Here is a 20319-nt window from a genome sequence, read left to right on the forward strand (position 1 = left end):
AACGCTTGTGCCTTACTTTTTGCAAGAACATAAGAATATTCTAGAAGCTTGGGTAAATTCTTTGCCAGAAATCTCCTTAGCGGTCCTAAATCATTCGTGAAATGGAGGAGCTTTCGAGCCAAAACCGAACCAGTGCCATGAGATTTTTGTTACCGCTCCAGCGCTAAACCTTAGAAAGCTGCTTCTCTCGCTCATCGTAGTTTTTCCGACAATGGCCACTCAAATTCTCAAATTCAGGCCAAGCCGTAAATTTACCGCCCTGATGTTTAGCAACCCAACACCTAAACTGATTATTGTCGAAAATTGCTCTATACAATGTTTCGCATATGGTTGCAGCTCTAATCCTTTCGTCAATTTCCTGCTGTTGAAGTATCGATTGTTCATCTAATTCCGCCATGCAAATGACCCAGTTAAAGCAATAAAGTGAAGGAAGAGGAGATATGGGATGTTTCCCTCGCCATAATTTGATTGCGGTATCAAGATTATCTCTTGCTCCTTTCCAATCAGGCGTTTCCTGGTCTTTAAGGGCATAACCAAGCTGAGCATAGAATTGGCACCTATTTTTCCCATATTCACTTTCAGTTAATGCCCGAAACACAGGAATTGTTCTCTCAATGATGCCCTTTTTGTGCTGACCATTTCGACGAGCGTCTTTAGCCATCTTATAAATGGTTTCAATCGTTGAAGAAGAAGCTAACGCTATCTTGTCTCTTAATTCTTGCTTAATGCCTGAAGGTGGAGTTTCACTCAGTTGAAGGTCAACCAGTTTTTTTGCTTCAGCATCAGCTTTATCTTTCTCATCTACCTTTACAGAGACCTCTTTTTCAATTTTTTCCTTAAGTTCTGCCTCAAATGAAGTAGCTGTGACCTTTACCGAAGAAAGTCTCTCCATAGTCTCTTTCAGGCTGATGTCTGAATTAACGACCAATACAATTAGCAAAACGCCTATATCAACTGGTTCAAGCTTTCTTTTTTCTCCTAAGGCTCCTGATGGAATAGCAATTAGATACAGAAACCCTAAGATAACGAAGAGGCGCTTCATCCAAACTGCAGGTATATCTGTCTTTCTCTCAGTTATGCTCTTGTTAAACATGTTCATTTCCTGGATATTGATGACGTTTAATTCATTTCGCTGAAAGAAGATCCGTGCTTTCAGCAGAGCACTCCGGAATGCCAAGTCAAAAGTACCCAAGAGGGTACCTCTTTGGGCATCATTAACATCAAATGAGATGGCTTCCTCCGCCCCTATAAGCAATGAAAACCCTCACCCATTCTTGGTGGGTTAAAGGCAGGGCAAGCGAGATGACATTCAGTAACTCAAAGCGGGATATGTGAAGGATTGGCCTTGACCGATCGACGGGAAAAGGCTACAGGAACGTCAGATCTGAGAAATGGGCATTCTGAGGGCAGCGCCAGAAACCTGAGGCGATACCACGATCGCCAGCCTCAGACCCATGAACGCCGCACTCACCAATGCGCCGCCACACCCTAACCTTTTTGTCCTCCCTGAGCGCGACTTACTCACCGAACTGCTCAAAGACAAGCGTAGTCCCAATACCCGACGCGCCTATCAGCGTGACCTCAAAGAGTTCTTCGCCACGATCAGCAACGGTTTAGAGCCATCCCCCCAACTGGTAGGTGAGTTTTTACAACTGGAGCGAGCCACCGCGATCGCCCTGGTCCTCAACTTCAAAGCTCAGCAGATTGAAAAGCGCTTGAGCGAGGCCACCGTGAATCGTCGGCTGGCCGCCATCAAAAGCCTCGTGAGCTATGCCCAGAAGGTCGGTAAGTGCCTCTGGTAGCTGGAAGCAATCACGGGCGAGCGAGTAAAGTCCTATCGCGATACCACCGGTATTGATAAAGATGCCTATCGATTGGTATTGGCAACCTGCAACCGATCGACCCTTAAGGGAGCACGCGACTACGCCATTTTGCGTCTGTTCTGGGATAACGCACTGCGACGTGGTGAGCTGGCAAGCTGCAACTGCTCCGATCTCAACGTTGAGGCGCAAACACTCACGATTCTGGGCAAAGGACGAGGCACTCAGAAAGAGGCTGTGAGCTTGAGCGAGTCAACCGTTAGCGCCCTGCTCGCATGGCTGGCAATGCACCATAATGTGACACCAAACGCGCCCCTCTTCACAGCCGTAGATCACGCTCAATTTGGGCATCGGCTGACCGGCAGCGCTTTCTACAATGTGGTGAAAGATGCTGCCGCAAAGGCTGGCGTGTCCAAGCGCTTGAGCCCTCACCGTTGCCGCCACAGCTCAATTACGGCGGCGCTGGATGCCACCAACGGCAATGTCCGCGAGGTCAAAAAGCTGTCAAGACACGCTCGCACCGACACTTTGCTGCTTTACGACGATAACCGTCTGAATGCCCAGCAGAAAGTCACAGATCTGCTATCGGGATTGATGGATTGACCGATGGAGGGGCGGAGCGATCGGCGACGTCATATGGCCAAACTTATATGCTCATGTGCTGTTAGTAATTTCTGCGTCATCACCAAGCTTTCCATCCGGCCAAACCGATTGTTAGGCAGCACAAATGGTAGCGAGACAGCCCATCTCTATTGCGCGGTGAACCGCTAGAAAAGGGGCGCTCTTCAATGCAGTGACCTGGTGTGTCGCAGCTTAGGGCGGTACTCGGCGATTTTCGGTAATACCCCAGTGGGTCTTTCCTCACGAGTCGGCTAAGCTATACGTCCAGTTTCTACATTAAGGCTCACGGTATGAGTTCCGAATTGAAGTGTCTAAGGTGCTCAAGTGAAATGGAGCTCGGATCGTTGTCGCACAGGGAGCAGTTGTATCCAATCGTATGGTCGATGCGATAAGCTCAGGAACCATCTACTAAATTCGGAATACTTTCAAGGGAAGAAGCTGCTCGCAGAGAAGCCGAAAGAGCGGAAGTGCTGCAGCGACTTACCTACGTAGACGCATATCGTTGCCCGAATTGTGGGTATGTCGAACTCTCTGCGACTCGGAAAGTTAGCACAGACAACAAGCACCCTTAGAGGCTCGGCGGTGTGATACCTAACAATCCCGCTGCACACCGGCCGAGCAAAAGTGGTGAGGAAACCAAAAAGTTTCTGCAGCGGGTGAGCGGGGTCGTTTGTCTGCTAGAGCTTCCATCCCCAGATACCACTAGGTCTATTAAATTGCCTCCTAGCATGACTTTCTAATTTATTGAGTCGATCGTTTCAGCTATCGCTAAGCTATCCCAAACGGCAGGCGCTGCTCAGCTGTTTCACGAGTTTACGTAGTTCGCTTGCACTCCCTCATATGCTGGAATACAAAGTCTTCAAAGTGTAGGCGTTATGTAATTCAGCCGCCTAATCGCTCTTTGCTAAATCCCTGTGCAACAGGGGGGGGGGTGTCTCAGGTGCCTGCAAAGCCACAATCCATCCGTGACCTTCGCGCCCCTCCTCGCTCTACAGATGTCCACCCACCATATTCCGCGCGATCGCCAGCTGGAAGACGACCGGACAGATAATATCCCCGACATACAGCTCGCCGCCATTCGTCTGATGATTCACGGGCGGGCGAATGGTAGGGGTAATCTGAGCGGTGTAGGTAAAGTCTTTCAACACCCGACGTCGATCGACCCGCTTCTTAATTTGCGGCAAGAAATCATCAAGCGCCGCGAGTAGCAGCACCTGTCCTTGCGAGCAGTCGTAATAGCTGCCAGCACTATTCACGACCCAGCAGGTACCCGCGATCGTCGTGTCTTCGTAATCAGGATTAGGCGTGGTCCAGCGGTTTACATGAAACATGCCGAACTGCAAACCGGGCTTCTGTGGCGTCTGCTGAAAGGGACTGCCCAACTGCAGCGCTTCAACGAGGAGACGCGAGTAGTCATCCAGAATAGCGGCGATAGCCGGTCCAACCGTGCTCATAGGTAGGTTTTCACCTCGCTGACGGTTTTGAGGTCGATCACGGCAACTGTGTCTGCTGTCTGCCCGATCTGCCGTTCTGTCAGACACGCTTGCAGAGCAGTTCCATCGTTTTGGCGGATGAAGTACTGCCCAGGCTGACTGGTGATGGTCTGCCACTGCAGCCGATTGACTGTCAGGCTGTGGCGCTCCACTTGAGGACCACTGCCCGACCCATCACGCCACTGGTCCGGTCCCCATCCTTTGTAGTTGTGGCTGAACACTTCAATCTCCTGCAGCGGAGCATCGCCGACCTGATAGTAGAGCCGGATTTTGAGCAAGCCCAGGCGACGATCGACGGCAGCAACTCGCGCATCGGCCACCACAATCCGGGCGTTTAAGTCTGGCATCACCGAAAAAAGCCGAGCGATGAGGCTCGGCAAGATGTATTAAGTGCCTCTATCATTCCCCTTTTAGGAAATCACCTCACGCTTCGCGGATTGCCTGATATAGCGCTTGCTCAGTCTCCGACTTCAGCAGCGCCTCGACTTTCGTGCTATCCACCTGTTGATCAGTTAAGATGCCACCCTTGCCTGCTTGAATGCCTGATTTAGCACTGAAGAGCGTCGGACCCTGAGCTGCTGCGATCGCCCGGCTGGGAGCCACCTTGTACAACGCTGGCGGTTCGCGGAACGGGTATTGATAGGGTGCATACACGACCGCATTGCTAATCTGCCCCTGCAAGCGGCTGGCCTGGGCCTGCAAGGTAATGCGGTAAGAGCGACTGAGTAAGCCAGTCTTACAAGGCGTATGCCGCTCCAAATCAGCGAGGACTACCTTCAATGTGCGGTTAATGCCGTCAGCCGCCCCTTGCTGAATAGCGGCCTGTAGTTTGCGGATCACCGATGAGGCTGGCATGGTTGGGAAATCAGGAGTTTCACCTATTCTGCCCCTTCCCGCAAACAGGGCACTCTAAGACAGGACTGCCCACGCCTGAGCTGGGAAGCGATCGCAACCGCCCGCTCTCCGTTCGTGGATACACAGCCCGTTTGGTCACTACAGCCAGGTGAACCTGAAAAGTGGTTCGCTCGGTTTGAACGCTATCGACTTCAGGGCGAAGGGCGATCGCTAGAGGCTGTCTACCGCAGCGAAATCGCAGCAGACCGCAACCGATCGCAGCGATCGCAGCGCCCCAGCTCGCAATGGTACGTGATTTCTAAACAGTGGCGTTGGCTGGAACGGGCAACGGCATGGGATCTCGCAGAATCGAAGCAAGATGAGTCGCTGCTGCGATCGGCGCGGGTAGAGTTGGTGCAGCGCCAGGTCGCGAGCGAGAACGAATGGCTCACTCGACAGCAACGACTGCGCGAGCAGGCCCAAATTGCTTTTGAAGATTACCTGTTTGGGCGTGTCACTGAAGTTCGCCAGATGGAAAAGCAGAAAGACGCGCTAGGTACTGAAGGCGAGATTCACAAGCTCATAGAAGAATCCACCGTAACGATCACCAAGCACACACCGCAATGGGCGATCGAGCGGGTGCTTGGCAAACATGACCACGAGAAGCATCTCACGGCACTCTACGGACTGACGCAGCAGATTATGCGGCTTGAGGGTGACTCAGACGACTTACGGCAAATTAAGGCATTGATTCAAGCGACTTTAGAGGGCCTCTTGCTAGAAGTCGGAGCGGCAGAGATGCGCGCCGTGATGGCTTTGACGTAGTGTGTCTAACCGAGCATCGCTGGCAGACAGCCGCAAAGGGGTTAAGGCTGAGCGGTTGTGATGGGGTTCCTAGTAGGTAGCTTAAAGTAGAACTTAAAGGCTGGCCAACTTTCCGCCAAGGGTCGCTTAATGCCCTTGCAAAGGTAAAGCGGTAACGTACTTTTGAGTCCAACAACTTTTTCGTGAGTCACGATCGCGATGGGCTCAACCCGTTCAAAGGTTTGACGGAGAAAGGTAAGATTACCACCCAGGCTGAGGACTACCTTGCCGGAATAGTCCCGTGGACCCCAAAAGTAGTAGCCTGTGTGGCCACTAATTGCCTTCGGCAAGTGATAAGCAGGTCCGAAAAAGTCGATCGCGCCAGCATTGTCATAACTCCATGCCAAAAGGGCGCAATCAGCCCGATCGCTAGGTGAAAGCTGCTGATAAACCTGGGCAACCTGAGCTACAGTGTCTTCCCAGCCCAGCATTAAGCGGAAATGCCAAGGGGCTTGGGCCGCGTTTTCCTGATCAAATTTAGAGAGGGTGGGTGGTCGGTAGACGGCATTAGAGTATTGGATCAAGGCATTGAGCGGGAGGATGGGCAGTCCGATCGGCAACAGCACAAGACCACTCATGAGTAAGGCAAGCAGCGTGATGTATTTCCAGGTAGGGAACTGCTGCAACTTTGGTTCGAGGAAGACGGCTCCTGCCGCAAGCAGCATGGGATAGATGGGCAGTAAATAGTAGAAGCGCCCTTCAAAGAAAAGGAACCAACCCAAAATAATGATGTAGGACCAGCCCAGCGCGCGATAGGGCTTGCCATCACGGGTGAACAGATAGTAATAGAGACCAGAGGCCCAAACGGGAACAGCAGCAGGGTTGGTCAGAATGATTTGTTGCAGGATTAAGTCGAGCGCGGATGGCAGCAGTCCTTTTTTCTCGTAAAGATTCGATTCACGCTGATGTTCGAGAAACGGCCAGTGGTGATTGTTTTGCCACAGAAGGGTAGGGGCACAAAGGCCAAGCGCCAGGATACTACCGAGGAGCAGCCAGCGATTGAATAGGAGTCTGTGGGCAGGCGTGATTAGGATGCCAAGCAAGAGGCTGAGGATGAAGAAAAAAATAGAGAACTTGTTCATCAAGCCAATGCCAGCCACTACGCCAGCGATTGCCCACAGAGAAAGGCGTTCGGTTTTGAGTATGCGGAGGGTGAGATAAGCGCACAAAGCCCAGAGCAGTGGCTCAAAGGCATTCATGGTCAGGACGGTCTGGAGAAACAGGTAGGCGGGTGCCAGGATCACGGCGATCGCTGCGATGGCTTGAGCAAGGCGACCGCCACCGAGCTCACGGGTAATTAGTCCGGTCAGGATAACGGTGCAGGCTCCAGCGATCGCGGGAAAGAAGCGAATGGCAAAGAGAGAGTCTCCCAGCAGCCAACGACTGAGGTTAGCGATCGCGGGAGTAAGGGGTGAGCCTTCCGCGAAGCCCCAGTCGAGGTGTTCGCCAGCCGCCATGTAATAGAGTTCGTCTCCGAAGTAGCCGTATTGATGATTGGTAGCGAAATGAAGTAGGAGCTTGCACAGACCCAAGTAACACAAGATAGCAATGTCGCTGCTAAACCATTGGCGCTGGACGGCTTTGGGCGTTGAGGGAGCTGCAACCATAAGATCTCTTCAAACCTAGAAAAATGTGCAGAGTCACCGAACAAACCTCTGACCTGTGCCTCACCATATCAAGAAATAGTCTTTGACGGAGAGAAAGGTTTCTGCGATCGCTCACATGAAAAAGCCCCTCCTCAGAGGGGCACAGCAGAAAGGAGCAATGAATCGAACTGAGCGGTCTAGCTTGCTATGGGTATGACTGGCGACGGTGTCGCGTCTGCCGTCGATGTCGCAAGTGGTGTCGTGCTATCGGGAGTGATCGAGGCTTGTAGCGCCTGGAGTTGGGCAAGCAAAGCTTGAGCTGTTTTATCAGTTTCTGCCTGGTGTTGCTGGGCGTCTGCAAGCGCCTTATGTGTCGCATCGTCATCAGCCTGTATAGTCGCCAGTTGCTGAGTTAAGGCGGTCAGTTTTGCCGTGTTCGTCGTGATCAAGCCGACTAAAGCCTGCACGATCGCGTAGATTTGCGCCAAAGGATCCATAAGCTAAAGCCTCTGCTAAGGGTTTCTTCAGTGTGCCTGTATTTTCAAAATCGAATCTGTCAATATTGCAGCCTAAAATCAAGCCATTGTCAAATTCTCGCCGACCGGTCGATCGGGGCACTCTAACCACAGGACTGCCCACGCCTGAGCTGGGATGCTTCACGCCTCACCAAGCATCCCCTCGTGAATCGGAAACAGCTTTTAGACTTACTCGCGAAGAAAAACGCGACCCTACCTGCTGGCAGAAAATTAAACCCCTTCGGCAAATCTGACGCTGCGATCGCCGCATTTGTTGGTGTGCAGCTCAGCACAGCAGACGCAGCAGCAAATTCTAAACAATCCAAGGCCCACGCCGCTGCCTTCAAAGCCGTCAGGCAGGCAGTCTCAGAGCTGAAGTCTGAGGGTAAGCCAGTGACCAAGCAAGCGGTCCAAAAAAAGCTCGCTGCGAAGCACGGTAAAAAGCTGGGAGCACTCGTTGCCACTGAGGGTGCTGTCTATGCAGCTGGCGTTGCAGCTGGTGCCGTTGCCGGTCCCGTTGGGGTGGCTGTTGGGGGCGCTGCCACCCGCGCGGTCATTATTGGGGGCAGGAAGGTTCAGGTCGAAATGACAAAAATTAAAGCGGAATCCAAGACAGCTCAAGAGTCAATTTCTAATAATGAAGCAACCCGCCGCGCGATCGGCAAGGTGGCAGGTGAGGGCATCGCGAAAGTGAAGCGGGTAATGAGTACGCTGAAATCAGGCGAATTCTTGACAGAATTGAAGCATGAACTCGGTGGTGACTTTGCTGCCCCTGTAATTGAAGAAACCGCCCATCATTTCCTTGAACATCACGCTGAGCAACTCATCAGCGCTTCGTTAGGCGGTGGGGCAGCCGCCGTTTCTGGGGGAATGATTGTAAGTAAGACGGTCAAAGCGATCGATCACGCACTGGCGCATCACAAACCGCTTCAGAAGGCTAGTAAAGCGGTTGCTAGTGCAGTTAGTCATTCAATGCACGGGTAGTCCTAGAGGAACTTATGGGCAACGCGATCGACAAACTCAAACAACTTCGTCATGATCTCGTCAGTGGTCAGAAACAGATCGATGATGCCACAGCGACTGGTAAAACATCGCTTATGAACGTGCTTAAAGCGCATGGCATTAAAGCAGAGAAGGTACTCGAATTTGACTTGAACGGCAATGGGATTTTCCTGATGGGTGGCAAAAAATATGCCTGTCAGATTGAGTCAGATGGCGTTAGCTACGGTGAAATTAAAGCGTAGTGATGCTGCACGGACTGCCCACTCCTTAGCTGGGACGTTTTACCCATATGTTGGGTCATCCTGTGGCTACCATTACGCGCAAGGCTGTCTACGAGGCAGTTAGAAGCAAACTGCCCTCAAGTAAGCAACGGGCAACCCTCAGCCAGAAATTAGGCAAGCCCTGGCACCATGCCAGCACGGAGGCGATCGCTCAGGCAATTGGGCTCGAAGGGGCACCGCATAAGCCCAGCAAGAACGCGGCGCATTCTGTAGCCAAGCGTTACGGCGTGGCGAAGTCCTTCGCAGCTGATACCATCGCCACCAAACTGACCAGCGCGGATCAGGGCCATCAGATCCAGGTCCGTCAGCGCATCGTGCGAGCGGTCGATCGCGCCATGCGAGTGAAGGCAAAGGAATTAGGGCGCAAACTCACGCCTGAGGAAAAGCGCGGGGTAGCCGTGAAAGCCTTAAACACTGAAGTACAGGCAATCAAGGCAGGAACGCCAGAGCAGAAGCCCCAGCGCGGCAAGCCGAAGGCGCAGAGCAAATCAGTTGAACAGAAGCCAGTCTCGTTAGAACTGCCACCCAAACCAGTCGATCGCACTTCTGAGCCACCTCATTTGCAGCCAGCAGAGACGCAACACTTACAGCTGGATAGCAAAGCAGAGCCAGGTAAGGCCACTTCGACCGAACTGCCGCCCATGACGATCGACCAGATCAGCACGATTGAGGAGCGGGCGAAGTTTGCCGAGCAGGAAGCCAAAGAGCAGCAGATGAAGGGCAACCACATCGGCGCGGCTGCTTGGTCAGAAGAAGCCAGCAAGGCGCGTAAGGCAGCCATCCAACGCGATCTAAAAGCACTCGACACGACACAGACCTCGCTCTTTGGCGTCACTGAGCACGCCAGTGATCTGCCGCTCTTCAATCAGAGCGAAGCAGAACCCGTGCCAGAACAAAAGCCAGCGATCGGGCAACTCGCACAGGTCTCCACGAGCAGCATTAAACTGGACCCGGAACGCTTTCAGTACAAAGTCGTCCACGGCAAAGCGGGTGAGACCGGCTCGCTCACGGGCGTCAAAAAATGGGACCCGGATATCGCTGGCATTGTCCAGGTCTGGCATGATCCGCAGGATGGGCAGGACTACGCCGTGAATGGACATAACCGCGCAGCGCTCGCCAACCGGCTGCAGGTGCCAACACTTGATGTCCGCTACATCCACGCGAAGGACGCTACAGAGGCGCGATCGATTGGCGCACTCTGACCAACATTGCCGAAGGGCACGGCACCGCCCTGGACGCGGCAAAATTCTTCAAAGATTCAGGACTGACTCAGCAGGATCTGGAAGCGCGCGGCATTCCATTAAAAAGTTCTGTCGCAACGGACGGCGTTGCACTCTCGCAGCTAGAGCCCTCGCTGTTTAACAAGGTTGTGAGCGGCGCACTGCCACAAGAGCGCGCCGTGACCATCGGCGGCAGTGGCTTGGACCACACCCAGCAGCGATCGCTCATAGACTTGATTGACCAGCAGGAGAAACGCCGTAAGCACGTCACCAACGACACGATCCGCGAGCTGGCGGACGGCGTGAAGGCCGCCCAAAAGAGTGTAGAGACTCAGATCGACCTGTTTGGCACGAGCGAAGTAGAGCAGAATAATGCGATCGAGCGTGCCAGCTTGCAGGCGGAAGTCAAGAAGAAATTGAGTCGCGCGAAGAACCTGTTTGGCACCGTCAGCAGCTCGCGGGCAGCCTCCGAACTAGAGCAGGCGGGTAACAAGATTGACGTGGATACCTCGCACCAGATCTCTAAGGATGCTGAACTCGCACTCAAAGTGTTTGATCAGCTCAAGAACCAGACTGGACCCGTTTCAGATGCCATCAACCGCGCGACTGAGCGCATTGCAAGCGGCGAAGACCGCAGGAAAGTGACCAATGACCTCCACCAAGAAATTCTTACCACTATCCCCGCAGTCCTTGGGCTTAGCCGCCAAGGATCGAGTAGCGAACGCAGTGAAACAGCATCTGTATCACCAGCACTGCCACCAGCAGGGGCTGACGAGCTTCGATCCGAACCCATCGCCAGCAGTGGGCCAGCCGTTCAAACGGCTGGCAGCCGAGGACGAAGCCGGAGCGGACAATTAACCGCGATCGCTCGCACCAGTGGCATACCCACGCAGCAGCTAGTTCAAGCAGCCAGACGCCTTAAAGAGAAGGCACAAGCCTAACCAGTACGGCGGTGATTGTGTACGATCGACAAAAACAAAAGCCCTCCGCAGAGGGCTACCTGATCTTGATGGTATGGATCAATGAAAGCTAATTCTGCTCTCGTTGCTGCTGAATAATGCGCTCAATCGTCGGAACATCCGTCTGCAGTGTCTCAGCGATCTGCTCTACGGTCATTCCTAATGCCAAGAAGCCAGGAACGGCAAGCGCCAAAACCTCTTCACGCCCTTCTGCTCGCTCCTCTTCTGCCATTTCCTGATAGAAACGGGTTTGCTTCAGTTCGTCTAGTCCCAGCATTTGTCTAATCGCCTCTCGTTCGAGGGTTGGAAACTTATAAACCAACGTAGCTAACACTAATTCTACGACGCGGTTACGTTCGGCGACATCCGTAACCTCAGCTCGTGCCCGTGCCACCAATTGTCTAGCCCGTTCAGGTGCCACCTCATCCTTGACTCCAATCAGTTGCAAAACACCGAGTTCTAGCGATCGGTCAGCTAGGTCGGCTGGTAGCTCATCCAGGTAGACGCGCTTGAGTCGAGGACTATCGGTATAGTCTTGAAAGTGTCTGGGCAAACGAGGAGCGAGACTAGGCTTGGTGAAAATCAGGATGCCGAGCCAGTCATTGGACGGCTGGTAGTCCCGCAGATACAAAAAGATTTCAGCAAAGAAGCTGTGATACAAGATTTGCTGCTGGTCGCGATAGCCCTGCACTTCGACGAAGGCGATCGGCAGGTCTGCAGCCTCGATCGGTGGATTTAGAATGCCATCGATGCGAAAATTGAGCGCCTTCACTTCCTGAGAGCCGAAGGCGTAAGTGCCGGTTCGAGGGGAAGTATCGCCGATTAACTGAAACACCAGGTCAGGATGATCTTGAAACAGACGATAGAAGAGCGAATCCGTTTTCACAGGCAACTACTGTACTGGTGAAGCAGTTTGATTGTAAGCGGTCAGTAGTACATTTGCAGCAGTAGCCTTGCATCATCAGCAATTTTGGGGGGTCGATCGCGGCTATTGCACTCTCACACTGAATGTCGCGGTTTCCTTCTCAGCTCTACCACATCCTTTTATCTCACAAAATCAGCTTAATCCTAATTTCTCTTTGAGGGCCTCTGGTACATTAATAGCTGCATTTAGCCCGTTACTGTTATCCCACCGAGTCTCTTTATTCCAGACAACACTCTGTAGGTTCGCGCCATTCAGAATTGCTCCACTCAAACTTGCCCCATTCAGATTTGCCTCATTTAACCTTGCCCCATTCAACTTTGCGCCATTCAGATTCGCCCCCTCCAAACTGGCGCTGCTTAGATTCGACCCCTCCAGCCAGGCCCGCTCCAGATTCGACCCATTTAGCTTCGCGCCATTCAGATTTGCCCCCTCCAGCCATGCGTCATTTAGATTCACCTCGACCAGACTCGCCTTATTTAGCCTTGCCCCTTGTAGACTTGCCTCACTCAGATCTGCCCCATTCAGCCATGCCTCTTCTAGCCACGATTCAATCAGATTTGCCTCAATTAGACCCGTCCGCTCTAAGCTTGCCCCACTCAGCCTTGCCCGCTCCAGATTTGCCTCACTTAGATTTGCCCCATTGAGCTGCGCCTCATTCAGATTCGCCTCTTCTAGATTCGTCCCAACCATACTTGCCCCATTCAGATTTGCCCCATTCAGATTTGCCCCTTCCAAATTCGCTCCATTCAATCTCGTCCGCTCCAGAGCTGCCCGCTCTAGATAAGCTCCTGTTAAAGACCCGTTAGTTAAATCCTGGCCAATCAAGTTACAGTTAGCTAAATCAAGCCATCCTAAACAGGAAACAGCCAATGTGTTCTTCTCCCAGTTTGTGCGCTGTCCCTGAATTCTAATCAGCCAACTACCGAAGGTTTCAGGAGACGACCAAGCAATGTGAGAAATTTCTTGCGTATGTCGGGCGCAGGCGTTGAGGGCAGCTAGTAAGGATTCCTCCGCATTGCGGGCTTGACGGTGTTCTTCGTAATAAGTTTGGAGTTTTAGCTCCTCCATAGGCATTCCAGCTTTCAGCATGGTGCCCATTAAAGCGCTGAGCGTTTTCTGCCACTGGCTAATTCGTTCGCGCGGCTGAAGCTGAATCTCATCGCAAAGGAACCGAAAGAGATATTCGTCCATCAACGACGGACCACACAGCATCGCCCAGTGCTTCAAGGCTTGTCGCGCATTCCAGCCCTGGTCTAAGTCTTGTTGGTGGCTCTGCATCTCATTGTGAATGCGTCCAATACCGCGAACAATACGTTTTGCCGTAAGATATTCTCCAAAGCTTTTATGGGTGAACTCAAACGTTTTTTCGCCATCGGACTGCAACCCACTCTGGCGAAAGTAGAATGCTGTGAGCAGTCGCGTCACGCCCGCTTGTGCCCCCTCCTGGAAGATGTCCAAGAGCCGTCTTAAACCATCACTGCTAGCACAGTGAGACTCAATTTCACGAACAGTGGTGGTGCGTCCATCACCGTGCCACGAGGAAAGCGCAACCTCTTCCAGAATGCGAACAAAGTTATCTAAGGTAACGCCTTGTAAAGAAGGATGTTGACGACGTGACGCCCAACCACGTTCATGTATGGCTCTGAGCAGATCTGTATAAATTTCGTTTAAGTTGGTAGTCTCAGAAATGCTTAGTCTTCCTTGGCCATAGCTGAGCGCTACTAAATAGTTCAGGAGCGGCTGTCCTGTAATCTCGATGAGATTACCTTGATCCAGCTCCTTTGGCAGGCCTGTATAGGCCCGTCCGCTTACGATGCCGTAGTTCTGCCACCAACGATCGCGATGATCGTCAGCTAATAGCTTATGGTCATCAACGTACTGAGTCCGTTCATGCACTGGAACAAAATAAGGCAAGATATGCAGAATTTGTCCCTCCCGCTGAAACTCAACACTGTTCGCCTGAACTGCTACATCGCGTCCACTGATCAATATTTGTAAACGGGTAGTGCGCTGATTCAGTCGATAAAGCTGCTTCTGTGCTTCCCGCACAAACTGCTGCGCTGCCTCGATTCCTACCTTACCTTGCTTCGCCAACTCATCTAAGCCATCAAAGATAAGCAGCACTCTCGGTTCTGCTTGCTCCCGTTCCAGTGGGTTGGGTGGTAATAGCCCATCGGGATCGGACTGTACAAACGCGCCAACTGCCTTGTCTAGCTCTGCACTCAAGTCAAAGAGGTGTAGCGGGATATATAACACAGGCACCTGAGCTGTTTCAGCTAGAGTAGCTGCCAGAATTTTAGTAAACGATGACTTGCCGCAGCCCGGACCGCCACAAATAACACGGATCGCATCTTCGCGATCAGCTTCATCCACCCAGGCCTGCAACGCCGCACTCAAGTCAACCACTACCCGCTCTTCTTCTGGTCGATCAAGTCCTATGCGATAGCCAGTCTCTTGTCCCGGCTGCTTTTTACGGGTGTAGTAGGCGCACAGTGGAACATACACCTGTTTCAGCCCGAAGGCTTCCAGGAACATGGGTTCTTCAACTTGCTGTTGCAACAAGGCACGATAGCGCAACCACGCCTGCTCACGTTCGCTTGCTTTGGTAAAGGGTGTATCGAGCTGCGTTTTGAGACACTCATAATCTTTGGCACGGGCACGCCATTCTTCATGCAGGGCGAAAACAAAATACGTGGGCAGGCGATCACTGATTCCCTTTGCCTCCACTGGCTTTTCCACAAAGCTCTCCAGCCAGGCTGTGAGCGGCACTTTAAAGGCATTCAGTATAGGCAGTTGCTTGGGAGTGCGGAAAAAGTCCTGATTGATGGTTAGCTCAGTTCTCTCTAACGACCAGTCAATATGCTCGCAAAGGCTGCTCAAATCCTCTGGCTGTCTGACCAAAAGCTCTTTGTTGTCCTTCAAGAGTCTTGTAATGGCTCGATCGAGAGAGCGATAAATCAGCAGCCAAGCAATCTGCCCAGGATCAGCCGCTAAACCAACCGCAACGGATGCCTCAACGAGATCGCCCGCAACACCTTCCCATTTGCCGATCGCGCCATTAATGACACCTTTCCCCAGTGCTTTGAAGAGGTCTTTGAAATTTGCTTTGAGAGGACGATTCCAAGCAGAAATGGGCTTGCTAACCGAAAATCCAGACCCAGTATTCATAGCGGCTGGTAGCTCTCTAGGGAAGATTGATTGCTTTCATTAAACCTGTTCAGATGTTGGCATAGTGTGATGTCGATACGCCTGACTCTCTAAATCCACACTAAAAAGGGGATGGAAGCAGAAATCCCTCAAAGCTTTGCAATTTGCTTCAATTTGGCCCGCTTGGAAGCGACAGATGCCAGGGGAGGGCAATTCGGTAGAACCGCTTAGCCGATTCGGTAGAACCGCTTAGCTAACTCGGTAAAAGCATCGTGGTAACGCGGCGTTCAAGGGTGTTTGCTTGATAGTGAACTATCCGCTCTTCAAGACCATGCTCGAACTTTCCCAGGAAGATGTTTTATGGATCGGCGTTGCCTTGCTAGCGTTGAGCGGTATCCAAGTCTCTCAAAGCCTGCTGGCCTTAGGGCTCTGTGCACCGATCGCGGTTCCTTTGGCAGTTGTGGCCGGTAGTGTCGGTATGATTACTTGGGCACTGGGTATTTTTGACGGCGATGATCTCGATCTCTAATATCGAGGTCAGGGCATTCTAGACCGTAGGACTGCCCACGCCAGAGCTGGGATGCTTTTATAGCAGCATACTGACAATGGCGCAATTGTTGACAGGGTTGTTGAGCTGCAAGCTGTCCTTTGAGGAAACGCTCAAAACACCTGTGCTCACGCATCAACCGCTAGAAGGGTTTGTGCCCAACGATGGCGGGCAGTGCGCTTTTTTTAACCTGGTGCCACTGGACCGCCCGATCGCTCTTCCTTACAAGACGATTCTGCTACGGGGTGGCGTAAACTCAGGCAAATCGACAGCGGGCGCTGCCTTCGCCTGCAGCCGTGCCCAGCTTGACCCAGCCTCTAGAGGGCTGATTACCGCTAACAGTTATGGACAGCTCACCACCTCAACGCTGATCTCGCTGGCTGAGTTTTGTCGCAAATACCATGTACCGCTGTCGCCACGCGCTGAAACGGTCGAGGAAACCGCCAAGATGATCGCCGATCGGCGGCTGTGCAAAATTGGCGAGGCATCTGTTCTGGTCCTCTCAGCTGAAGCCTTCACCGGCAAAACGGAAGATTCTCAGGAGCGTGGGCGTGGTCTCCAGATTCGCTGGTTTTGGGCGGATGAGTGGGCATATGCCAAAGGCGGCGCGTTCAATACTCTCATCGGACGCTTAGGCCGTGGTGACGGCGAACTGAAAGGCTTAGGGCTCATTACTAGCAGTCCCAACAAAAACAACCCGTTCAACTGGGTTTACGACCTGTTCGACAATCCCGATCGCGATGAAGCGAAACGGAAAATTTACGTTTCCATCAATTGCCCTACCGCTGAGAACAAGCACGCCGATGCCGACTATATCGACGGTCTGCTCGCGTCCTACACGCCTGAACTGGCAGAGATTGAGCTGCAGGGCGGCTACGTCAAGATCAGCATCGGCAAAGTGTTTGGGTACTTCGATCGCTCGCGTCACGGACTCACAGGAACAGACGCAGTGGACTTCGATTATGAGGCAGCGTTAGACCTGCAGATTGGGTTCGACTTCAACCGCAATCCAGCCACCTGCCTGATTGCTCAACGGCGTGGCAATGATATCTTCTTTATCCGCGAATTCTACTTACCGAACAGCGACACGTTTCAACTGGCGCGGGCAGTCTGTGAGTGGCTGCGAGAGCAGGGGCATCGCCAAAACATCTACATCTATGGTGATGCCTCCGGCAACTCGAAGACGGCCAATAGCGAGAAAAGTAACTGGCAGATTGTTTGGGAAGCGCTGAAGCAATACGGCTTTAAGAGTCAATGCCGCAAGCGCTACAGCGACAGCAATCCAGGCATTCTGGATAGCGTCATCTCAGTGAACACGCTACTCATGCACGGGCGCGTGTTTGTGCTCTTGAGCCGCTGCCCTGAGTTGGTAAAGGACTTAGAGCAGTTGGTCTGGAAGGATGACGCGATTGATAAAAAGACTGACCCCATGCGATCGCACGAGGGCGACATTCTGCGGTACATCCTGCACACGCTGTTCCCCTATAAGCAGCAAGTGGCGAAGAAAGGGCGATCGACCGGCACCAAAAAAGCATTGCCAGGGTTGGTGGTTTAAGCAATGGCATAGCTGCACAACCGCTTAGGGTTCGGACCGTCCCCGCTTCAGTACCTGCTCAGCCGTCAGCCGCAACGCTTCAAATCGGGATTGAATCACCATTTGCTCGGTGTAGACCGCTGCTTCGTAGAAGCCCGCCTCTAAGCTAAAGACCGTGATATGAGCGTCTTTAGGGTTAATCACCCAATATTCAACCACCCCTCTTGCTGCGTATTCAGAACGCTTGTAGCGATAATCGCGCTCTTCGTTACTTTTGCCTGGAGAAGCCACTTCAATAATGAGCTCTGGTGGTGGCATCTCACGGGTAATTGTGCCGCGACCGTCCCCCAAAATGGCTGCCAGTTCTTCTGAGAGCAGCATCAGGTCGGGCAAACGGGTTTTGACCAGGGAGCCACTGACTTCAAGCTCAGTGTCCTTGTAGCACAAGCGCTCTTCCGAGAAAACCTTTAAGAGCTTTGCCAGCAGGAACAGGGCAATTTTTGAATTAATCCGGTCTTCTGGCGGCATTTCAACCAGTTCCCCATCCACTAGCTCATAGCGACGATCAGTACCATCGTCATAGGCGAGGTACTCTTCAAAGGTCATCTTTTGAGTCGTGTTCGGCATGGGCAACGACTGAAATGATTTCTCTTCCGAGTCTAACAGAGGTTTTAGAGCAAGGGCTGATCGGGCAGTGAGCATCGTACACCCTCGCGATCGCGGCTTTCACGGCAACGTTTGAGCATGTAGAGCGACCGATAACATCTATCTTCAGTGCCTAGTTTGATCAGCTTGCGCGTGCCTACTATAAAGCGCGGTGATTTTTAATTCTTGGTGAAAGAGAACTACTATCCCCCTTTGCATGCGGCGCAAAAGGCTCAAGAGTCTTCACTAACGAATCAATCATCATAAGCATTGGTTCATTCACTAAGCCTTTTACTGATCCAGCCCTTTTCAAACTGCAAGGAGACATGATGTCATCCCATCACTCACATCAGCCCCTGCCAGGTAGTGAACGGACTATGCTGCCCGGTGCACGTCAGATGGGTCCTGTGAAGCCAGAGGAACCCATGGAAGTTAGTGTCTATCTGAAAGCGCGTGGAAGCGCCAAGGCTTTAGAGGCGCTGGCCAACCAACTGCCCGGTCAGCGTCAACACTTGAGTCAAGCTGAGTTTGCTGCTCAGCAGGGCGCAGATCCGGACGCGATCGCCAAGGTAGAAGCCTTTGCGCACGAGCATAATTTAACCATTGTGGACGTCAATCCCGCTCGCCGAGTCATTGTGCTCGCGGGTACAGCAACCATGATGAGTAGTGCTTTTCAGGTAGAGTTGCATTATTACGAACACCCACAGGGCCACTTTCGGGGACGTACCGGTACAGTGCAGCTGCCAGCTGACTTAATCCCCATCGTTGAAGGGGTTTTTGGGCTCGATGATCGTCCCCAGGCGCGGGCACACTACCGCCGTTTAGAGACGCGAGCGGCAGCACAGGCGACCACCGCTTACACGCCACCTCAGCTGGCAGCGCTCTATGACTTTCCCACCCAGTTGAACGGGCAAGGGCAGAGTATTGCCATCATTGAACTCGGTGGCGGCTATCGCAGCAGCGATCTGAGAGCATACTTCTCCAGGCTCGGACTCCCCTTGCCCAAGGTTGTCAGTGTTTCAGTGGATCGCGGGCGCAATAGCCCCTCTACAGCCGATAGCGCTGATGGTGAAGTCGAACTGGACATTCAAGTGGCAGGCGCGATCGCCCCTGCTGCTCGACTGGTCGTGTACTTTGCACCGAACAGCGATCGGGGCTTTCTCGATGCGGTCACCACCGCCATTCATGACACCCGCTATCGCCCTTCAGTCATCTCGATTAGTTGGGGTGGACCGGAGTCAACCTGGACGGCTCAGGCACTGCAGGCGATGGATCAAGCCTTTCAGTCAGCTGCAGCTCTCGGTGTGACCGTTTGTTGTGCTGCTGGCGATGGTGGCTCGTCGGATGGTGTCACGGACGGTCGCGCACATGTCGATTTTCCGGCGTCCAGTCCCTACGCACTGGCCTGCGGTGGCACGCGGTTAGAGTCAGCGAACGGTCAGGTCACGAGTGAAGTGGTGTGGAATAACACTGGTAAGGGCGCTACAGGCGGCGGCATCAGTGATGTGTTCGCCTTGCCAGCGTGGCAAGTGGGAGCAGGCATACCGCCTTCCAGCAATCCTGATGGTCGCGTGGGTCGTGGCGTACCTGATGTCGCTGGTGATGCTGATCCGGAGACGGGCTACCAGATCCAGGTGGATGGACAGCTCTTCGTGTTTGGCGGCACCAGTGCGGTCTCACCCCTGTGGGCGGGACTGCTGGCGCTGATCAACCAGAAATTGGGTAAAGCAGTGGGCTACCTCAATCCAGTGCTGTATCAGCAACTGGCTCAAACATCCGTGCTGCGAGACGTGACTAGCGGCAATAACGGTGCTTATCAGGCTAACCCTGGTTGGGATGCGTGTACGGGACTGGGTAGTCCCGATGGCGCAAAGCTCTTGCAGGCGCTGACGGGTACTCAGCTGTAACCACTTTCAGGTAGAACCTGGCCTCGAACCTAAAAAACAAGGCTTGGTAGGAAAGCAAAAGCAGCCGTAATCCCTGTGATGAATCTCACTGCAAGTTCAGGCGGCTTCCCCTTGCATTTCTACCAAGATCAGCGAGACGTATGCCTTCCCTACTGCGATCGCGTTTTCAGCGGTTTTGAATGTGCGTGGCTGCTGGGTGTTGCCCCAGTCTTCACCTTCGGGGTCAAGGGCGATGAAGCTATAGCGTCCGTTGGGTTGGAGCGTCGGGACAATGAGCCAGGTGCCGTTGAGATGAGCAACGGCTTGGGCATAGAGGAGCTGCGGTGCTCTTACAGCAACAGCTAAAGCGCTGTTCTGCTCTGAGACTGCTAGATTAGACATGGTTCTACCTTGTAGTGTGGTTGAACAAACGGCGATCG

20 protein-coding genes are annotated in these 20319 nt (G+C 52.9%); 10 read left to right on the top strand and 10 right to left on the bottom strand.

Annotated elements, in window-relative coordinates:
• Positions 1-163: 163 nt before the first annotated feature.
• Positions 164-1192 carry a hypothetical protein gene (locus tag C7B82_RS20440; RefSeq protein ID WP_146141215.1) on the bottom strand — a complete coding sequence of 343 codons (1029 nt, stop codon included), beginning with the start codon at positions 1190-1192 and terminating at the stop codon, positions 164-166.
• Positions 1193-1454: 262 nt separating this feature from the next.
• Between C7B82_RS20440 and C7B82_RS33890 the strand changes: the two genes are divergently transcribed.
• Entirely contained in the window at positions 1455-1802 is a 348-nt protein-coding gene (locus tag C7B82_RS33890) for a site-specific integrase (protein ID WP_245940016.1), read from the top strand.
• A 51-nt stretch (positions 1803-1853) separates the two neighbouring features.
• The gene (locus C7B82_RS33895; protein ID WP_281259024.1) at positions 1854-2423 is read left to right on the top strand and encodes a tyrosine-type recombinase/integrase; all 570 of its coding nucleotides are present in this window, start codon (positions 1854-1856) and stop codon (positions 2421-2423) included.
• Between the two features lie 1007 nt (positions 2424-3430).
• Here C7B82_RS33895 and C7B82_RS20450 read toward each other — a convergent pair.
• The 3 genes from C7B82_RS20450 to C7B82_RS20460 form a co-directional block, all read right to left on the bottom strand.
• Entirely contained in the window at positions 3431-3895 is a 465-nt protein-coding gene (locus tag C7B82_RS20450; RefSeq protein WP_106258147.1) for a hypothetical protein, read from the bottom strand.
• Positions 3892-4281 carry a hypothetical protein gene (locus C7B82_RS20455; RefSeq protein ID WP_106258149.1) on the bottom strand — a complete coding sequence of 130 codons (390 nt, stop codon included), beginning with the start codon at positions 4279-4281 and terminating at the stop codon, positions 3892-3894. Before C7B82_RS20455 ends, C7B82_RS20450 begins: the two co-directional genes overlap by 4 nt.
• 76 nt (positions 4282-4357) lie before the next feature.
• On the bottom strand, positions 4358-4789 hold the full coding sequence (locus C7B82_RS20460; RefSeq protein ID WP_106258150.1) for a hypothetical protein: 432 nt from the start codon (positions 4787-4789) through the stop codon (positions 4358-4360).
• Between the two features lie 114 nt (positions 4790-4903).
• On the opposite strand from C7B82_RS20460, the gene C7B82_RS20465 reads away from it, so the two are divergent.
• Positions 4904-5593 (top strand): hypothetical protein, encoded by a 690-nt coding sequence (locus tag C7B82_RS20465; RefSeq protein ID WP_106258152.1) that lies wholly within the window; start codon positions 4904-4906, stop codon positions 5591-5593.
• A 41-nt stretch (positions 5594-5634) separates the two neighbouring features.
• Here C7B82_RS20465 and C7B82_RS20470 read toward each other — a convergent pair whose 3' ends face one another.
• Both C7B82_RS20470 and C7B82_RS20475 read right to left on the bottom strand, forming a co-directional pair.
• Complete coding sequence (locus C7B82_RS20470; RefSeq protein ID WP_106258153.1) at positions 5635-7239, bottom strand: glycosyltransferase family 39 protein; 1605 nt, start codon at positions 7237-7239, stop codon at positions 5635-5637.
• A gap of 176 nt (positions 7240-7415) precedes the next feature.
• Positions 7416-7715, bottom strand: a complete 300-nt coding sequence (locus C7B82_RS20475; protein ID WP_106258155.1) for a hypothetical protein — start codon at positions 7713-7715, stop codon at positions 7416-7418.
• Between the two features lie 183 nt (positions 7716-7898).
• On the opposite strand from C7B82_RS20475, the gene C7B82_RS20480 reads away from it, so the two are divergent.
• The 4 genes from C7B82_RS20480 (at position 7899) to C7B82_RS20495 (ending at position 11177) form a co-directional block, all read left to right on the top strand.
• On the top strand, positions 7899-8717 hold the full coding sequence (locus C7B82_RS20480) for a hypothetical protein (RefSeq protein ID WP_106258156.1): 819 nt from the start codon (positions 7899-7901) through the stop codon (positions 8715-8717).
• A gap of 14 nt (positions 8718-8731) precedes the next feature.
• Positions 8732-8977 (top strand): hypothetical protein, encoded by a 246-nt coding sequence (locus C7B82_RS20485; protein ID WP_106258158.1) that lies wholly within the window; start codon positions 8732-8734, stop codon positions 8975-8977.
• Between the two features lie 62 nt (positions 8978-9039).
• Positions 9040-10218 carry a hypothetical protein gene (locus C7B82_RS20490; RefSeq protein ID WP_146141216.1) on the top strand — a complete coding sequence of 393 codons (1179 nt, stop codon included), beginning with the start codon at positions 9040-9042 and terminating at the stop codon, positions 10216-10218.
• Between the two features lie 167 nt (positions 10219-10385).
• Positions 10386-11177: a hypothetical protein gene (locus C7B82_RS20495; protein ID WP_106258161.1), complete on the top strand. Its 792-nt coding sequence runs from the start codon at positions 10386-10388 to the stop codon at positions 11175-11177.
• Positions 11178-11265: 88 nt separating this feature from the next.
• Here C7B82_RS20495 and C7B82_RS20500 read toward each other — a convergent pair whose 3' ends face one another.
• Complete coding sequence (locus C7B82_RS20500; protein WP_106258163.1) at positions 11266-12081, bottom strand: DUF2887 domain-containing protein; 816 nt, start codon at positions 12079-12081, stop codon at positions 11266-11268.
• Between the two features lie 171 nt (positions 12082-12252).
• The gene (locus C7B82_RS20505; RefSeq protein WP_106258164.1) at positions 12253-15288 is read right to left on the bottom strand and encodes a pentapeptide repeat-containing protein; all 3036 of its coding nucleotides are present in this window, start codon (positions 15286-15288) and stop codon (positions 12253-12255) included.
• Positions 15289-15598: 310 nt separating this feature from the next.
• Between C7B82_RS20505 and C7B82_RS20510 the strand changes: the two genes are divergently transcribed.
• Together C7B82_RS20510 and C7B82_RS20515 are read left to right on the top strand one after the other, a co-directional pair.
• Positions 15599-15796 carry a hypothetical protein gene (locus C7B82_RS20510; protein WP_106258166.1) on the top strand — a complete coding sequence of 66 codons (198 nt, stop codon included), beginning with the start codon at positions 15599-15601 and terminating at the stop codon, positions 15794-15796.
• A 76-nt stretch (positions 15797-15872) separates the two neighbouring features.
• A complete protein-coding gene (locus C7B82_RS20515) occupies positions 15873-17369 on the top strand; it encodes a terminase large subunit domain-containing protein (protein WP_106258168.1) in 1497 nt (498 codons plus the stop codon).
• Between the two features lie 24 nt (positions 17370-17393).
• Here the strand turns inward: C7B82_RS20515 and C7B82_RS20520 are convergent, their stop codons facing one another.
• Positions 17394-17975 carry a Uma2 family endonuclease gene (locus tag C7B82_RS20520; RefSeq protein WP_106258217.1) on the bottom strand — a complete coding sequence of 194 codons (582 nt, stop codon included), beginning with the start codon at positions 17973-17975 and terminating at the stop codon, positions 17394-17396.
• Positions 17976-18322: 347 nt separating this feature from the next.
• Between C7B82_RS20520 and C7B82_RS20525 the strand changes: the two genes are divergently transcribed.
• Entirely contained in the window at positions 18323-19900 is a 1578-nt protein-coding gene (locus C7B82_RS20525) for a S53 family peptidase (protein ID WP_106258218.1), read from the top strand.
• A gap of 96 nt (positions 19901-19996) precedes the next feature.
• Here C7B82_RS20525 and C7B82_RS20530 read toward each other — a convergent pair whose 3' ends face one another.
• Positions 19997-20281, bottom strand: coding sequence for a VOC family protein (locus C7B82_RS20530; protein WP_106258170.1), 285 nt, complete (start codon positions 20279-20281; stop codon positions 19997-19999).
• Between the last annotated feature and the right edge of the window lie 38 nt (positions 20282-20319).

It is taken from the genome of Stenomitos frigidus ULC18 (assembly GCF_003003795.1).
GTDB lineage: Bacteria > Cyanobacteriota > Cyanobacteriia > Leptolyngbyales > Leptolyngbyaceae > Stenomitos > Stenomitos frigidus_A.

Excerpts from the sequence above, each read along its gene's own strand:
- C7B82_RS20505 (WP_106258164.1), bottom strand. The coding sequence starts at position 15,288 with ATGAATACTGGGTCTGGATTTTCGGTTAGCAAGCCCATTTCTGCTTGG.
- C7B82_RS20455 (WP_106258149.1), bottom strand. The coding sequence starts at position 4,281 with ATGCCAGACTTAAACGCCCGGATTGTGGTGGCCGATGCGCGAGTTGCT.
- C7B82_RS20450 (WP_106258147.1), bottom strand. The coding sequence starts at position 3,895 with ATGAGCACGGTTGGACCGGCTATCGCCGCTATTCTGGATGACTACTCG.
- C7B82_RS20475 (WP_106258155.1), bottom strand. The coding sequence starts at position 7,715 with ATGGATCCTTTGGCGCAAATCTACGCGATCGTGCAGGCTTTAGTCGGC.
- C7B82_RS20525 (WP_106258218.1), top strand. The coding sequence starts at position 18,323 with ATGTCATCCCATCACTCACATCAGCCCCTGCCAGGTAGTGAACGGACT.
- C7B82_RS20510 (WP_106258166.1), top strand. The coding sequence starts at position 15,599 with ATGCTCGAACTTTCCCAGGAAGATGTTTTATGGATCGGCGTTGCCTTG.
- C7B82_RS20485 (WP_106258158.1), top strand. The coding sequence starts at position 8,732 with ATGGGCAACGCGATCGACAAACTCAAACAACTTCGTCATGATCTCGTC.
- C7B82_RS20470 (WP_106258153.1), bottom strand. The coding sequence starts at position 7,239 with ATGGTTGCAGCTCCCTCAACGCCCAAAGCCGTCCAGCGCCAATGGTTT.
- C7B82_RS33890 (WP_245940016.1), top strand. The coding sequence starts at position 1,455 with ATGAACGCCGCACTCACCAATGCGCCGCCACACCCTAACCTTTTTGTC.
- C7B82_RS20520 (WP_106258217.1), bottom strand. The coding sequence starts at position 17,975 with ATGCCGAACACGACTCAAAAGATGACCTTTGAAGAGTACCTCGCCTAT.
- C7B82_RS20530 (WP_106258170.1), bottom strand. The coding sequence starts at position 20,281 with ATGTCTAATCTAGCAGTCTCAGAGCAGAACAGCGCTTTAGCTGTTGCT.
- C7B82_RS20460 (WP_106258150.1), bottom strand. The coding sequence starts at position 4,789 with ATGCCAGCCTCATCGGTGATCCGCAAACTACAGGCCGCTATTCAGCAA.
- C7B82_RS20515 (WP_106258168.1), top strand. The coding sequence starts at position 15,873 with ATGGCGCAATTGTTGACAGGGTTGTTGAGCTGCAAGCTGTCCTTTGAG.